Here is a 15,094-nt window from a genome sequence, read left to right as displayed (position 1 = left end):
GCTGGATGCGCGGACCGCCTCCCCGGTGCCCTAGCGTTCGCCGAGTGCAGCTACGGATCTTCACCGAACCCCAGATGGGCGCCACCTACGACGACCTGCTCGCGGTGGCCCGGCGCACCGAGGAGACCGGCTTCGACGCCTTCTTCCGGTCCGACCACTACCTGACCATGGGCGGCGACGGGCTGCCCGGTCCCACGGACGCGTGGCTGACGCTGGCGGCCCTGGCCCGGGAGACCTCCCGCGTCCGGCTGGGCACGCTGGTGACCGCGGGGACCTTCCGGCTGCCCGGCCCGCTGGCCATCTCGGTGGCGCAGGTCGACCAGATGAGCGGCGGCCGGGTCGAGTTCGGCATCGGCGCGGGCTGGTTCGCCGAGGAGCACAGCGCCTACGGCATCCCGTTCCCCGAGCTGGGCGAGCGGTTCGACCGCTACGAGGAGCAGCTCGCGGTCATCACCGGGCTGTGGGGCACCCCGCTCGGCGAGACCTTCGACTTCGCCGGCCGGCACTACCAGGTCAGCGGCTCCCCGGCGCTGCCCAAGCCGGTGCAGGAGGGTGGCATCCCGGTGATCATCGGGGGTGGCGGCAAGAAGCGGACCCCGCGGCTGGCCGCCCGCTACGCCGCGGAGTTCAACGTGCCGTTCCAGCCGGCCGCCGAGAACGCGCGGCTGTTCGAGGGCGTGCGCGCCGCCTGCCACGAGGCCGGCCGCGACCCTGGCGAGCTGGTCTACAGCTCCGCGCTGGTGCTGTGCGTCGGCAAGGACGACGCCGAGGTCGCCCGCCGGGCCGCCGCCATCGGCCGGGACGCCGACGAGCTGCGGGCGAACGGCGTGGCCGGCAGCCCCGCCGAGGCGGTCGACACGCTGGGCCGGTACGCCGAGGCGGGCGCCGGCCGGGTCTACCTCCAGGTGCTGGACCTGGCCGACCTGGACCACCTGGACCTGGTCGCGGCCGAGGTCGCCCCGCAGCTGTCCTGACACCCGGGCCGGCCCCGCCCCGGCGGCGGGGTCAGCCCGGCGGGAAGAACCGGGCCAGCACCCGGTCGCTCGCGTGCCCGTCCTCCAGCACGCAGAAGGTGTCCTGGAAGCGCCGGTAGCGGGCCACCTCCTCCGAGTCGCGGTGGGGGAGCGCCGCGACGGCGGCGACCACCTCCTCGGCCGTCGTCCGCAGGGGACCCGGCGCGATCCCCGCCAGGTCGAAGTAGAGACCGCGGACGTCGTCCCGGTAGTGGGCGAGGTCGTAGGTGAAGTGCACCAGGGGCTTGCCGGTGACCGCGAAGTCGAACATCGCCGACGAGTAGTCGGTGACCAGCACGTCGGCGGCCAGGTAGAGGTCGCTGATGTCCGGGTGCCGGGAGACGTCCCGGACCGGCGCCCCGGCGGGCAGCACCAACCGGTCGGCGACCATCGCGTGCAGCCGGACCAGGAGGACGTGGTCCGGGCCCATCGCCTCGGCGAGGGCCGCCGGGGCGACGGGCAGGTCGAGATCGGGGCGGTCGGGGTCGAGCACGAGGTCGTCGCGCCAGGTCGGTGCCCACAGCACGGCCACGGCGTCGTGCGCGAGCCCCAGGGCGGCGCGGACGTCGGACCGCCGGCGCGCACCGGTCGGCGAGCTCAGCACGTCGTTGCGCGGGTACCCGGTCTCGTGCACCGGGCCCTGGTAGCCGAAGGCGCTGCGGAACAGCGGCGTGGCAGCCGGGCCCGGGGACAGCAGGTGGTCCCACCGGGGGATGTCACGCAGCACCAGCGGCATCCGGCCCTCCGGCGTCCAGACCGCATCGCGGTGCAGGCGCTTGAGCGGGGTGCCGTGCCAGGTCTGCAGGTACGTGGTCGTCGGCGACTTGTCCCACTCCCAGGAGATGCCGTCGTTGGACACGATGACGTCGGCCGACTCCAGCTCGGCCCGGACCTCCGGTGACGCGCCCGTGTAGGGGACGGTGCGGACGTCGGCGGGGAAGTCGCCGAGCCGGTCGGGCCGGGCCAGCCAGACGTGGTCGAACTCGTCCGCGCGGGGCCGGAGCGCCTCGAACAGCGCCCGCGGGTTGTCGTTGTAGCGGCCTGCGAAGCTGTTCCAGACCACCTTGCGGTGGGAGTGCACGGTCAGGTCGCTCTCCTTGGTGGCTCGGCAGTGGCGGACGGTATCCCCTGCACCGGAACGGGCAGCAACCGCGGGCGGTCGGCGCGGTAAACTGCGGGCGTGACCGGCGGACTCCTGCTTCTCCGGCCGTGCTGACCTGATCCTCCAGCTCAGCACGGCGACCCCTCCTGCGTGAGGGGTCTTTTCATGTCCGCCGCGGATACCAGCACCCGGGAGCACCGACCATGAGCCAGACGGCCAGCCAGAGCACCGACCCCACCGCCGACGGGGTGCCGCCGCACCGGTACACCCCGGCGCTGGCGCAGCAGATCGAGCTCGCCTGGCAGGACCGCTGGGACGCCGAGGGCACCTTCCACACGCCCAACCCGGTGGGCCCGCTCAGCGACGGCTTCGACCGGGTCGCCGACCGCCCCAAGGCCTTCGTGATGGACATGTTCCCGTACCCCTCGGGTGCCGGCCTGCACGTCGGCCACCCGCTGGGCTACCTGGGCACCGACGTGACCAGCCGCTTCCTGCGGATGGACGGCCGCAACGTGCTGCACCCGATGGGGTACGACGCGTTCGGGCTGCCGGCCGAGCAGTTCGCGGTGCAGACCGGTCAGCACCCGCGGATCACCACCGAGGCCAACATCGCCGCGATCAGCGCGCAGCTGCGTCGGCTGGGCGTCGACCACGACCGCCGCCGCACCTTCGCCACGATCGACCCGGGCTACTACAAGTGGACCCAGTGGATCTTCCGGCAGATCTTCGAGGCCTGGTTCGACCCCGAGGCGGACGGCGGCACGGGCCGGGCCCGCCCGATCGCGGAGCTGGTCGCCGAGCTGGACGCCGGCACCCGCGAGCCGGCGCCGGGCACGCTGCCCGAGGGCCGCACCTGGGCCGAGCTGTCCGAGGTCGAGCGCCGCCGGGTGGTCGACGCGCACCGGCTGGCCTACCGGCACGAGGCCCCGGTCAACTGGTGCCCGGGGCTGGGCACCGTCCTCTCCAACGAGGAGGTCACCCCGGACGGGCGCTCCGAGCGGGGCAACTTCCCGGTGTTCCGCCGTCCGCTGACCCAGTGGATGATGCGGATCACCGCCTACGCCGAGCGGCTGATCGAGGACCTGGACCGGCTGGACTGGTCGGACTCGCTGAAGCAGATGCAGCGCAACTGGATCGGCCGCTCGACCGGTGCGCGGATCGCGTTCAGGGTGGGTGGGGGCGAAGCCCTGGGATCCGAGGTCGCGGAGACGGTCGAGGTGTTCACCACCCGGCCGGACACCCTGTTCGGCGCCACCTACCTGGTGCTGGCCCCCGAGCACCCGCTGGTCGAGGCGCTGACCGCGGGGTCCTGGCCGGAGGACGCCGACCCGCGGTGGACCGCCGGCGCGGCCACCCCGGCCGAGGCGGTCGCCGCCTACCAGCTGCAGGCCTCGCGCCGCTCGGAGCTGGAGCGGCAGACCGAGGGCCGGGACAAGACCGGCGTCTGGCTGGGCGTCTCGGCGGTCAACCCGCTGACCGGCCGCGAGCTGCCGGTGTTCATCGCCGACTACGTGCTCACCGGCTACGGCACCGGCGCGATCATGGCGGTGCCCGGTGAGGACCAGCGCGACTGGGAGTTCGCGCAGGTGTTCGGGCTGCCGGTCGTGCGCACCGTGCAGCCGCCGGCCGGCTTCGACGAGGCGTCGGGTGCCTACACCGGCACCGGCCCGATGATCAACAGCGCCAACGAGCAGCTGTCGCTGGATGGGCTGGACAAGGCCGCGGCGATCGCGAAGGTCACGGAGTGGCTGGTCGCGAACGGGCACGGCGAGGCGACGACCACCTACAAGCTGCGCGACTGGCTGTTCAGCCGGCAGCGGTACTGGGGCGAGCCGTTCCCGATCCTGTACGACGAGGACGACCTGCCGGTCGCCGTCCCGGAGTCGCTGCTGCCGGTGCTGCTGCCCGACGTCGACGACTACTCGCCGAAGACGTTCGAGATCGACGACGCCGACTCCAAGCCGGAGCCGCCGCTGTCCCGCGCCAGCGAGTGGACGACGGTGACGCTGGACCTGGGCGACGGGCCGAAGCGGTACCGCCGGGAGACCAACACGATGCCCAACTGGGCGGGGTCGTGCTGGTACTACCTGCGCTACGCCGACCCGACGAACGCCGAGCGCTTCGTCGACCCGGAGCTGGAGCGGTACTGGCTGGGCCCGCGCGAGCCCGGCGACGTCGGCGGGGTGGACCTCTACGTCGGCGGTGTCGAGCACGCCGTGCTGCACCTGCTGTACGCCCGGTTCTGGCACAAGGTGCTGTTCGACCTGGGCTACGTGACCAGCGAGGAGCCGTTCCGCCGGCTGGTCAACCAGGGCTACATCTCCGCCTACGCCTACACCGACGAGCGTGGCTTCTACGTGCCCGCCGCGGAGGTCGTGGAGGCCGACGGCAGGTACACGTACGAGGGCGCCCCCGTCGACCGCGAGTACGGGAAGATGGGCAAGAGCCTGAAGAACGTGGTGACGCCGGACGAGATGGTCGCCATGTTCGGCGCCGACACGTTCCGGGTCTACGAGATGTCGACCGGGCCGCTGGACCAGTCGCGGCCGTGGGAGACCAAGGCCGCGGTCGGCTCGCAGCGGCTGCTGCAGCGGATCTGGCGGGTCGTCGTCGACGAGGAGACCGGGGTGGTGCGCGCCGGCGACGGCGAGCCGGACGCCGGGACCTCCCGGGCACTGAACCGCGCCGTGGAAGCCGTCCGCGACGGCATGACCACCCTGCGGTTCAACATCGCCATCGCCCGGATCACCGAGCTGACCAACCACCTGACCACCGCCTACCCGCCGGGGACGACGGTGCCGCGGTCGGTGGCCGAGCCGCTGGTGCTGCTGCTGGCGCCGCTGGCCCCGCACGTCGCGGAGGAGATGTGGTCGCGGCTGGGGCATGCGGAGTCGCTGGCCTGGGCGCCGTTCCCGGTTGCCGACCCGCAGTGGCTGGTCGACGAGAGCGTCCAGGTCGCGGTGCAGGTCAACGGCAAGGTGCGGTCGCAGGTCTCGGTGCCGGCCGACGCGGACGCCGCCGCGCTGGAGGCCGCGGCCCGGGCCGACGAGAAGGTCGCCGCGCAGCTCGAGGGGAAGACCGTGCGCCGGGTCATCGCGGTGCCCGGCCGGCTGGTCAACTTCGTCGTCGGCTGAGTCCTCAGCGGTGATCAGGTGACCTGATCAACGGCTGTCCCCCTGCACGCGCGTTGGTGCAGGGGGACAGCCGTTGGTGCAGGGGGACAGCTGTTGGTGCAGGGAACGGTCAGGTCGGGGTGATGCGGACGAAAGCCCGGCGCTCCCGGCGGCGGAGCAGCCCCACCAGCCGGCCGGTCCCGTAGCTGAGCGCCCACTGCCAGCGGTACCGGCGCGCCAGCACCCGCACCGCGGCCGGCCAGTCGGCGGGGGCGAGGAGCTCCGCGGTGGCGTCGACCGCCGGCCCCTCGACCCGGCCGCGGACGTCGCACGGTGCGACGGTCACCCGGGCGGTGTGCCGCAGCCGCTTCACCTTGCCGGAGTCGGCGCGGGTCCAGACCACCAGCGCGTCGCCGTCGGGCGCGGCCCACACCGGGGTGGCGACCGGCTCGCCGGTGCGGCGGAACGTCGTCAGGCTGACGTACCGGCTGGCCGGCAGGGCGGCCACGGTCAGGCCGGGACGGCGCTGCTGACCGCCTCGCGGACCGCCTGCTCCACCGGGTCGAGCATCTCGGCGACGGTCACGTCGCGGCCGAGTTCGGCGGTGAGCGACGTGGCGCCGGCGTCCGGGATGCCGCACGGCACCATGTTGCGGAACGGCGCCAGGTCGGGGTCGCAGTTGAGCGCGAAGCCGTGCATGGTCACGCCCCGGGCGACCCGGATGCCGATCGCGGCGACCTTGCGGTCGGGGCCGCGCTCGTCGGCGCGCACCCACACGCCGCTGCGGCCCTCGACCTGCTCGGTGGCCAGGCCGACCCCGGCGCACACGGCCATCAGCGCGCGCTCGAGCCGCCGGACGTAGGCGACGACGTCGACCGGGTCGGGCAGCGCGACGATCGGGTAGCCGACCAGCTGGCCCGGCCCGTGCCAGGTGATCTTGCCGCCGCGGTCGACGTCGACGACCGGGGTGCCGTCGAACGGCCGGTCCTGCGGCTCGGTGCGCTTGCCGGCGGTGTAGACCGGCGGGTGCTCCAGCAGCAGCAGGGTGTCCGGCCCGGTGCCGCCGGCCCGCGCCTCGAGCAGCTCCCGCTGCCACGCCCAGGCCTCCTCGTAGGGGACCAGACCTGCCCGGATGACCTTCAGCTCGCTCACGGCCCCGAGCCTATGCCTGCCGGTAGGGCAGGCGCCGGGGCTCCAGCCGCGTCTCGACCGCCTGCCCGTCGGCACCCCGGGCGACCCGGTGGGCGGCTGCGCCGGGCCGGTCGGCCACCGCCTCGACCAGCTCGGTGCCCCGGTAGACCAGCCCCACGCCGTCGTCGGTGGCGTGGCCCGCCGGCAGGGTGCCGTCGGCGACGAGGCGCCGGTACAGCGGACGGCGCCGCTCCTCGCTGTCGTGGTGGACGCCGTTGGAGAACGGCAGCAGCCCCAGCCCGTCCGTCACCGGGCGCAGCTCGGGGCCGAACGAGTCGGTGGTGCCGCCGACGTGCCAGCAGATCGACCCTGCCGACGACCCGGCCAGCACCACCCCGGCCTGCCACGCCTCCCGGAACACCTCGTCCAGGCCGTGGACCCGCCAGACCGCGAGCAGGTTCGCCACGCTGCCGCCGCCGACCCAGACGACGTCCTGGGCGAGCAGGTGGGCGCGCAGGTCTGGCACGCTGGGCATGGGGAACAGCGCGACGTGCGACGCCCGGACGTCGCTGCCGGCGAAGGCCGCGTAGAAGCGGGCGATCCACGCCGGGTCGTCGCCGGTGGCGGTGGCCAGGTGGCACACCCGCGGCCGGGCCGGGGACCCGGCCAGCTCCAGCGCCAGGTCGATGACCGGTGCGGGCCGTGCCCGGCCGCCCTCGGCGACGGTGGCGCTCATGCTGGTCGCGACGATCGTCGGCGCGGCGGCGGTCACCCGGTGCCGCCCGTGCCGGCCAGCCGCCGCAGCACCGCGCGCGCGGTGCGGGCTCCGCTGGCCATCGCCCCCTGGATGGACGGGGTGTCGCGGTGGTCGCCGCAGACGAACACCCCGTCGCCGAGGTCGACCGGCCGGCGGTGCTGCAGCGGGGGAACGGCGGCCGGCTGGGCGCCGGGCACCGTGACGCTGGTCAGGTGCGCCAGTTCGGTGGTGGCCACCCCGTGCGCCCGGGCGACCTCCTCCCGCACCTCCGCCTCCGTCGTCGGCGCCAGGCTGGAGCTCGCGACGAGCGCCCGGTGGTCGGGGCTGTAGGCCGGCTGGGCGTCGGTGACCACGACGCTGTTGACCAGCCGGCCGCCCGGCTCGCCCAGCACGACCAGCGGGTGCGGCCACGGCGAGGAGGGCAGCACGTGCAGGTGGGTGGTCACCTGCCGTGGGGCGTCGGCGGAGACCGCACCCGGCAGCAGCGTGGTCGCGGTCGCCGGGTCGGTGGCCACGACGACGGCGTCGGCCCGCACCGTGCCCTGCTCCGTGCGGACCGTCGTGCCCTCGACCGCGGTGACCGGCGTGTGCAGGTGCACCCGCCCGGCGCCGAGCCGGGCGGCCAGTTGCCCGCCCACCGCCTGCATGCCAGCGGCGGGCAGGCCGATCCGGCCGCGGACGAAGCTCCGCCACACCAGGTCGAGGTACCGGCTCGACGTCTCCAGCCGGTCCTCCAGCAGCACCCCCGAGAGGAACGGCCGGAACAGCCGTTCGAGCGCCTCCTCACCCACCCCGGCGGCCCGCAGCGCCTCTTGCGCGGTGCGCTCCCGCGCCCGCAGGAGCCGGTCGACGGGGGTGTAGCCGGCGCGCAGGGAGAAGGCGGCGATGGCCGCCTTGCGGACGGGCGAGCCGATCGGCGCCCGCAGGCTGCCGGCGGCCAGCGCCGGGTGCCGGCGCGGGTCGCCGACGTGGTGCGCCCGCCCGTCGACGCGCAGCGTGGCGCCGGTCCAGAACCAGCCCAGGTCCAGGGCCGCCAGGTCGAGGTCCGCGGCGACCCGCGGGTAGCCGGTGTTGAGCACCTGGAAGCCGCGGTCGACCAGGAAGCCGTCGAGCCGGCTGGTGGCCAGGCGCCCGCCGGCGTGCCCGCCCGCCTCGACCAGGTGCACGTCCCGGCCGGCCGCCTCCAGGCGCACCGCCGCTGACAGGCCGGCGAGGCCCGCTCCGACCACGACGACCTCGGCACGGGTGGGCAGTGGCATGCCCCGAACCTAGGGGCCGGCCGGCGCACCGGCCCGTCGGCCGCCCGGGCTGGGGACGGCGCTGCTGCCTGTGGACGGCGCGAGCGGCGGTCGGCGCCCCGGCCCTACCGTGCGCCCGTGCTCTCGACACCTGACCCGACCCGGGGACCGGAACCCGCTCCGGTCGTGCCCGGGTACGTCCTGGAAGAGCTGCTCGGCCGCGGCGGGTCCGGGCAGGTGTGGCGCGCCCGGCCCCGCAGCGGCGGTGCGCCGGTGGCGGTGAAGGTGCTGGTGCGCGGCGACCCCGAGCGGCAGGAGCGTGAGGCCGCCCTGCTGGCCGAGCTCGACCACCCGCACCTCGTGCGGCTGCACCGGGTGGTGCGCCGGGAGGTGCGCGGCGGCCCGGCGGAGGTGGCGCTGGTGCTCGACCTGCTCGGCGGGGGCAGCCTCGCGTCGCTGCTCGCCCGTCGCGGGCGGCTGCGACCGGGGGAGGTGGTCACCACCGTGGCACCGGTCGCCGCCGCGCTGGCGCACGCGCACGAGCGGGGGGTCGTGCACGGCGACCTGTCCCCGGGAAACGTCGTGTTCACCGCCGACGGGCGGCCGGTGCTGACCGACCTGGGCACGGCCCGGCTGGTCGGCGACGCCGCCCGGGCCGAGGTCACGCCGCCCTACGTCGACCCGGTGGTGGCCCGCGGCGGCGCTCCCGGCCCGGCGTCCGACGTGTTCGGGGTCGCCGCGGCCGCCTTCCACGCGCTCACCGGTGTCGCGCCGTGGAACGCCGCGGGTCCGGCCGCGACACTCGAGGTCGCTGCGGGCGGTGAGCTGCCCGACCTGGCGCTGCTGGCCCCCGAGGCGCCCGCGGAGCTGGTGGCGGTGGTCCGCCGGGGCCTGGCGCCCGATCCGCACGAGCGGGGGTCGGCGGCGGCGTTCGCGCTCGACGTGCGGCACGCCTGCCGGCCCGAACCCGTGCGGCTGCCCACCGCGGGCGTGCCCGACGCGGTGCTCGGGTTGACCGGTCACGGCCCGCGCACCGAGCTGACCCACCAGGTGCCCGGGCGCCGGCCCGCGGCCCAGCACGCCGCGCCGGGGACCCAGGGCCGTCTCGCCCGGCTCCGCGGCGCTCTCGCGGCCCGCCGCTCCGCCGGACCCGGCTTGCGCACGGTCTCCGGCCGGCGGCTGGTCGCCGGCACGCTGGCCGTGGCCCTGGTCGCGCTGGGGTTGGTCGGCGCGGTCTGGCTGGGCACCCGGTGGGGTGGCGGTGCGGGCCCGGTCCCGGCGGCCGACTCCCGGACCGCGAGCCCTGGGGCGGCCGCTCCGCCGGGAGCCGCCGTGCCCAGCAGCGTCCCGCCGAGCACCGCGCCGCCGGGCAGCGAGCCGGCCAGCACCCCGCCGCCGAGCAGCGTCCCGCCGAGCACCGCGCCGCCGGGCCCGGCCGCGCCGCCGACCGGTCCCGCCGCCGATCCGGTCGACGCAGCGGGCTGGGCCGCGCTGCTCGGGCGGCTGTACGACCGGCGGGCGCTGGCGTTCACCAACGGCGACCCCGCGCCGCTGGCCGGGGTCTACGCCCCGGGCAGCGCGCTGGGGGACCGTGACCGGGCGCAGGTGACGGCTCTCGCCGACGCCGGCCGGGTGCTGACCGGGTTCGCGCCCCAGGTCCGCCGGGTCACCGGTGTCACCCCGCAGGGCGCGGACTCGGTCGCGGTCGACCTGGTCGACGACGTCCCCGGGTACCGGGTGGGCGCCGCGGACAGGGCCACCGAGGAAGCGGTGGCCGGCCGCGGGGAGGCCGCGGTGCGGATGGTGCTCACCCGCACGCCGGACGGCTGGCGGATCGCCGACGCCGTCCGCATCGGGTGAGCGGGCTCAGCCGCGGGCCAGCGCCGCCCGCAGCGCCGACTCGAGGTCGGCGTGGGTGTGCCGGAAGCCCGCGGCGGTCAGCGCGGTGGGCAGCGCCCGCTGACCGGCCAGCACGCCCTCGTCGGCGAAGCCCCCGAGCACCAGGCGCAGCGCGGGCGCCGGCACCGGCAGCACCGCCGGCCGGTGCACGAGCCGGGCGAGGACGGCGGTGAACTCGGCGTTCGTCACCGGCGCGGGCCCGGTCAGGTCGACCGGCCCGGACAGCCCCGCGGTGAGCAGGAAGCGGATCGCGTCGACCTCGTCGGTCAGGCTGATCCACGGCCAGTACTGCCGCCCCGTGCCGAGCCGGCCACCCAGGCCCGCCTGGAACAGCGGCCGGATCCGGGACATCAGCCCGCCCCGGGCCAGCACGAGCCCGGTGCGCAGCAGGGTGACCCGCACCCCGGCGTCCCGGGCCGGGGCGGTCGCCCCCTCCCACTGCCGGCAGACCTCGGCGAGGAACCCGGCGCCGGACGGGTCCCGCTCGTCCACCGGCCGCTCGCCGGTGTCGCCGTACCAGCCCACCGCCGACCCGGACAGCAGCACCCGCGGCCGGTCGGGGTCGGCGGCCGCGGCGTCGGCCAGCCCCTGGCTGATGGTCGCGGTGCTGTCGACCCGGCTGGCCAGGATCTCCTGCTGGTACCGGCGGGTCCACCTCCGGTCGCCCAGCCCGACCCCGGCCAGGTTGACCACCGCGTCGACGTCGGCCAGCAGCGCCGGGTCGACCCGGCGGTGCGCGGGGTCCCAGCGGTGCTCGTCGGCGGTGCGCGGGGTCCGGCGGACCAACCGCAGCACCTCGTGCCCGTCCGCCTGCAGCGCTGGCACCAGCGCCGACCCGATCAGCCCGGACGAGCCGGTGACGGCGACCTTCATCGAGTGCTCCGAGGGGTGGTGGGGTGGGTGGGGGAGACGGGTGGGCAGTCGGGAGACGACGAGGGGCCCCGGCCGAAGCCGGGGCCCCTCACCGGGTCACGTGGTTCAGGCGAGCCCGAGGTCACCCTCGAACTGGCCGCCCTCGAGACGCTCCTTCAGCGTGACGAGGAAGCGCGCGGCGTCGGCACCGTCGACGATCCGGTGGTCATAGCTCAGCGCGAGGTAGACCATCGACCGCACCGCGACGACCTCGCCGAGCTCCGGGTCCTTGACGACGACCGGGCGCTTCACGACCGAGCCGAGGCCGAGGATCGCGACCTGCGGCTGGTTGATGATCGGGGTGTCGAACAGGGCGCCGCGGCTGCCGGTGTTGGTCAGCGTGAACGTGCCGCCGCCCAGCTCGTCCGGGGTGACCTTGTTGGTGCGGGTCCGCTCGGCCAGGTCGCCGATCTTGCGCGCCAGGCCCGGGATGTTGAGGTCGCCCGCGTCCTTGATCACCGGCACCAGCAGCCCGCGCTCGGTGTCGACCGCGATGCCCAGGTTCTCGGCGTCGTGGTAGGTGACCGTGCCGGCCTCGAGGTCGATCGAGGAGTTCACGACCGGGTGGGCCTTGAGCGCCTCGACGGCGGCCTTCGCGAAGAAGGGCAGGAACGACAGCTTGACGCCCTCGCGGGCGGCGAAGTCGTTCTTCACCCGGTCGCGCAGCCGCGCGATCTTGGTGACGTCCACCTCGACCACGGTGGTCAGCTGGGCGCTGACCTGCAGCGACTCCAGCATCCGCTTGGCGATGACCGTGCGCAGCCGGGAGAGCTTCTCGGTGCGCCCGCGCAGCGAGGTGTCCGGGGTCGCCGCCGGGGACGGCGTGCGGCTCGCGGCCGGGGCGGCAGCGGCCGCCGGAGCGGCCGGTGCCTGGGCGGCCTCGGCAGCGGCGAGCACGTCCTGCTTGCGGATCCGGCCACCGACGCCGGTGCCCTCGACCTGCGCGAGGTCGACGCCGTGCTCGGCGGCGAGCCGGCGCACCAGCGGGGTCACGTAGGCAGCCGCGCCGACCGGTGCCGGGGCGGCCGCCGGCGGCTGGCCCACCGCCTGCGCGGGGGAGGGCTGGTCGGTCGGCGACTGCGTGGGCAGCGCGCCGCTGGAGCCGTAGTCGGCACCCGGCGTGGCCGAGGAGGTCTCCGCCCTGGTGGGGGTGACCTGCGCCTGGGCACCGGACTGCTGCGCGGGGGCGGCGGGCTGCGGAGGAGCGGGCTGCGCCGGAGGGGCCTGCTGCGGCTCGGGCTGGGCCGGCACCGAGGGGTTCACCGAGGTGGACGGCGCCACCGCCGGGGCACCGCCGGAGGCGGCACCACCGGCCGCGCCGATGACGGCGAGGGCCGCACCGACGTCGACGGTCTCGTCCTCCTGGACGGCGATCGACAGCAGCGTCCCGGAGACCGGGGCGGGGATCTCGGTGTCGACCTTGTCGGTGGAGACCTCGAGCAGCGGCTCGTCGGCGGTGACCTCGTCACCGACGGCCTTGAGCCAACGGGTGACGGTGCCCTCGGTGACGCTCTCGCCGAGCGCCGGCATGGTCACCGTGGTGCCCTCGCCGGAGCCCGAGCCACCCTGACCGGAGTCGCCGGACGGGGCGGCGGCCTGCGCGGGCGCGGCCTCCTCGGCGGGGGCGGGGGCCGGCTCCTCGGCGGGGGCGGGCTCCTCGGCGGGGGCCTGCTCGGCCGGCGCCGCCGGCGCGGCAGCCGCACCGTCGCCGTCCCCACCGATGAGGGCGAGCTCGGCGCCGACGTCCACGGTCTCGTCCTCGGCCACCAGGATCTTGGTGAGGACGCCCGCGGCGGGCGACGGGATCTCCGTGTCGACCTTGTCGGTGGAGACCTCGAGGAGGGGCTCGTCGACCTCGACGGTGTCCCCCTCCTGCTTCAGCCAGCGGGTGACCGTGCCCTCGGTGACGCTCTCGCCGAGGGCAGGCATGGTGACGGACGTCGGCATCGCCGGCAGTTCTCCTCAGGTCAGGGGGTGGTGGTGGGTCCGGGTCAGCCGTGGTTGTGCAGCGGCTTGCCGGCGAGCATGAGCGCGGCCTCGCCGAGCGCCTCGCTGATCGTCGGGTGCGGGTGGATCAGCTGGGCGACCTCGTCGGGCAGGGCCTCCCAGTTGTAGATCAGCTGGGCCTCGGAGATGAACTCGCCGACCCGGGCGCCGACCATGTGGACACCCACGACGGGGCCGTCCTTCTGGCGCACCAGCTTCACCGCGCCCGCCGTCTTCAGGATCGCGGCCCGGCCGTTGCCGGCCAGGTCGTAGGTGGCGGTCTGGACCTCGCCGTACCGCTCCTTGGCCTGCGCCTCGGTGAGCCCGACGGAGGCGACCTCCGGCTCGGAGTAGGTGACGCGCGGGACGCCGGCGTAGTCGACGGGCACGACCGGCAGCCCGGCCAGCCGCTCGGCCACGAGGATGCCCTCGGCGAAGCCGACGTGGGCCAGCTGCAGGGTGGGCGCCAGGTCGCCGACGGCGGAGATGGTCGGCACGTTGGTCTGCATGTACTCGTCGACCAGGACGAACCCGCGGTCCATGGCGACCCCGGCCTCCTCGTAGCCCAGACCCTGGCTGACCGGGCCGCGGCCGACGGCGACGAGCAGCAGCTCGGCCTCGTAGACCTTGCCGTTCTCCAGCGTCACCTTGACGCCGTCGGCGGTGGTCTCGGCCTGCTGGAAGCGGGTGCCGAGGGAGAAGTCGATCTTGCGGCGGCGGAAGGCGCGCTCGAGCAGCTTGGACGACGACTCGTCCTCCAGCGGCACCAGGTGGGGCAGCGCCTCGACGATGGTGACGTCGACGCCGAAGCTCTTCCAGGCGCTGGCGAACTCGCAGCCGATGACGCCGCCGCCCAGGATGATCGCCGAGGCGGGCACCCGGTCCAGGTTCAGCGCGTGCTCGCTGGTGATGATCTTCGTGCCGTCGATCTCCAGGCCCGGCAGCGAGCGGGAGTACGAGCCGGTCGCGAGCAGGACGTGGCGGCCCTCGTAGGTCTCGCCGTTGACGGACACGGCGGTCGGGGAGACCAGCCGGCCCTCACCCTGGACCGTGGTGATCCCGCGGCTCTTGATGAGCCCCTGCAGGCCCTTGAAGTTCTTCGAGATCACGCCGTCCTTGTAGGCGTTGACCCCGTCCATGTCGATGCCGGCCAGCGTGGTCTTGACGCCGAACTGCTCGCCGTCGCGGGCCGCGTCGGCGACCTCGCCGGCGTGCAGCAGCGCCTTGGTCGGGATGCAGCCGCGGTGCAGGCAGGTGCCGCCGACCTTGTCCTTCTCGATGAGGACGACGGACATGCCGAGCTCGGCCGCGCGCAGCGCCGCGGCGTAGCCACCCGAGCCACCACCGAGGATGACCAGGTCGGCGGGGGAGGTGGGTGCGCTCACAACTGCTCCTCGGTGCGGTTCTGCCGGGACGCCGCCAGCTGGCGGTCGTCACGGGCGCGGTGGTCGTGCGCCGCCCCATCCTGCCACTCGGGGGAACGGCGCGTCCGGATGCTCCGTTGCAGTGGGTCAGAGCGTCGCGGAGCAGTCCGCGGCCGTGCCGACGGGAGCGGGTCATGGGGTTGTTCGACCGGTTGCGCGGTCGCGGGGCGGGGCGTCCGGCAGGTGGCCGGCGCGGCACCCTGGACCGGGCGTCGCAGGGCGCCGACCTCACCCACCTGGAGCAGTTCGTCGCCACCCGGCGCGGGGTCGAGGGCTACGTGGAACCGCGGACGACGGTCACCGAGACGACGATCCTGCTGGTCGCCGCGGACGGCGAGTGGACCCGCCGCCGCATCGCCGGCCCCGAGGTGGGGCGCCGGCTGTCCAAGGAGCTGGGCATCCCGGTCTACGACGCGCAGGTGACCGGCTACCCGCAGCGGATGCGGGACTGGAGCGCCCGGCAGCGCACCAACCGCCTGTAGGCGGGGGCGCTGCCGGGCGTCCGTGGTCACGAGCGGG

Annotated in this window: 12 protein-coding genes; 4 read left to right on the top strand and 8 right to left on the bottom strand. The window is 75.4% G+C overall.

Annotated elements, in window-relative coordinates; genetic code table 11:
* Positions 1–44: 44 nt before the first annotated feature.
* Complete coding sequence (locus AB0J00_RS20940) at positions 45–974, top strand: LLM class F420-dependent oxidoreductase (protein ID WP_357748739.1); 930 nt, start codon at positions 45–47, stop codon at positions 972–974.
* 31 nt (positions 975–1,005) lie between these two features.
* Here AB0J00_RS20940 and AB0J00_RS20935 read toward each other — a convergent pair whose 3' ends face one another.
* Positions 1,006–2,094, bottom strand: coding sequence for a CDP-glycerol glycerophosphotransferase family protein (locus tag AB0J00_RS20935; protein ID WP_357748736.1), 1,089 nt, complete (start codon positions 2,092–2,094; stop codon positions 1,006–1,008).
* Between the two features lie 224 nt (positions 2,095–2,318).
* Here AB0J00_RS20935 and leuS point away from each other — a divergent pair, with 224 nt between their 5' ends.
* Positions 2,319–5,249: a leucine--tRNA ligase gene (leuS, locus tag AB0J00_RS20930; RefSeq protein WP_357748734.1), complete on the top strand. Its 2,931-nt coding sequence runs from the start codon at positions 2,319–2,321 to the stop codon at positions 5,247–5,249.
* A gap of 109 nt (positions 5,250–5,358) precedes the next feature.
* Here the strand turns inward: leuS and AB0J00_RS20925 are convergent, their stop codons facing one another.
* The 4 genes from AB0J00_RS20925 to AB0J00_RS20910 are packed head-to-tail and all read right to left on the bottom strand — an operon-like array spanning position 5,359 to position 8,375.
* Entirely contained in the window at positions 5,359–5,736 is a 378-nt protein-coding gene (locus tag AB0J00_RS20925; RefSeq protein WP_357748732.1) for a PPOX class F420-dependent oxidoreductase, read from the bottom strand.
* Between the two features lie 2 nt (positions 5,737–5,738).
* Positions 5,739–6,380: a lipoyl(octanoyl) transferase LipB gene (gene lipB, locus AB0J00_RS20920; protein ID WP_357748729.1), complete on the bottom strand. Its 642-nt coding sequence runs from the start codon at positions 6,378–6,380 to the stop codon at positions 5,739–5,741.
* Between the two features lie 10 nt (positions 6,381–6,390).
* The gene (locus AB0J00_RS20915) at positions 6,391–7,095 is read right to left on the bottom strand and encodes a peptidase E (protein ID WP_357748727.1); all 705 of its coding nucleotides are present in this window, start codon (positions 7,093–7,095) and stop codon (positions 6,391–6,393) included.
* Positions 7,096–7,127: 32 nt separating this feature from the next.
* Positions 7,128–8,375, bottom strand: a complete 1,248-nt coding sequence (locus AB0J00_RS20910; RefSeq protein WP_357748724.1) for an NAD(P)/FAD-dependent oxidoreductase — start codon at positions 8,373–8,375, stop codon at positions 7,128–7,130.
* Between the two features lie 165 nt (positions 8,376–8,540).
* Between AB0J00_RS20910 and AB0J00_RS20905 the strand changes: the two genes are divergently transcribed.
* Entirely contained in the window at positions 8,541–10,214 is a 1,674-nt protein-coding gene (locus AB0J00_RS20905) for a serine/threonine-protein kinase (protein WP_357748721.1), read from the top strand.
* Positions 10,215–10,220: 6 nt separating this feature from the next.
* Here AB0J00_RS20905 and AB0J00_RS20900 read toward each other — a convergent pair whose 3' ends face one another.
* From AB0J00_RS20900 to lpdA, 3 genes are all read right to left on the bottom strand, one after another.
* Positions 10,221–11,126: a TIGR01777 family oxidoreductase gene (locus tag AB0J00_RS20900; protein WP_357748719.1), complete on the bottom strand. Its 906-nt coding sequence runs from the start codon at positions 11,124–11,126 to the stop codon at positions 10,221–10,223.
* 105 nt (positions 11,127–11,231) lie between these two features.
* The gene (sucB, locus tag AB0J00_RS20895) at positions 11,232–13,112 is read right to left on the bottom strand and encodes a 2-oxoglutarate dehydrogenase, E2 component, dihydrolipoamide succinyltransferase (RefSeq protein ID WP_357748716.1); all 1,881 of its coding nucleotides are present in this window, start codon (positions 13,110–13,112) and stop codon (positions 11,232–11,234) included.
* A 44-nt stretch (positions 13,113–13,156) separates the two neighbouring features.
* Positions 13,157–14,536, bottom strand: a complete 1,380-nt coding sequence (gene lpdA / locus AB0J00_RS20890) for a dihydrolipoyl dehydrogenase (RefSeq protein WP_357748714.1) — start codon at positions 14,534–14,536, stop codon at positions 13,157–13,159.
* A 173-nt stretch (positions 14,537–14,709) separates the two neighbouring features.
* On the opposite strand from lpdA, the gene AB0J00_RS20885 reads away from it, so the two are divergent.
* Complete coding sequence (locus tag AB0J00_RS20885; protein ID WP_357748712.1) at positions 14,710–15,057, top strand: oxidoreductase; 348 nt, start codon at positions 14,710–14,712, stop codon at positions 15,055–15,057.
* The last annotated feature ends 37 nt before the right edge of the window (positions 15,058–15,094 follow it).

This window comes from Modestobacter sp. NPDC049651, from assembly GCF_040659695.1.
Lineage (GTDB): Bacteria > Actinomycetota > Actinomycetes > Mycobacteriales > Geodermatophilaceae > Modestobacter.
This window is presented reverse-complemented; position numbering and strand designations above follow the sequence as displayed.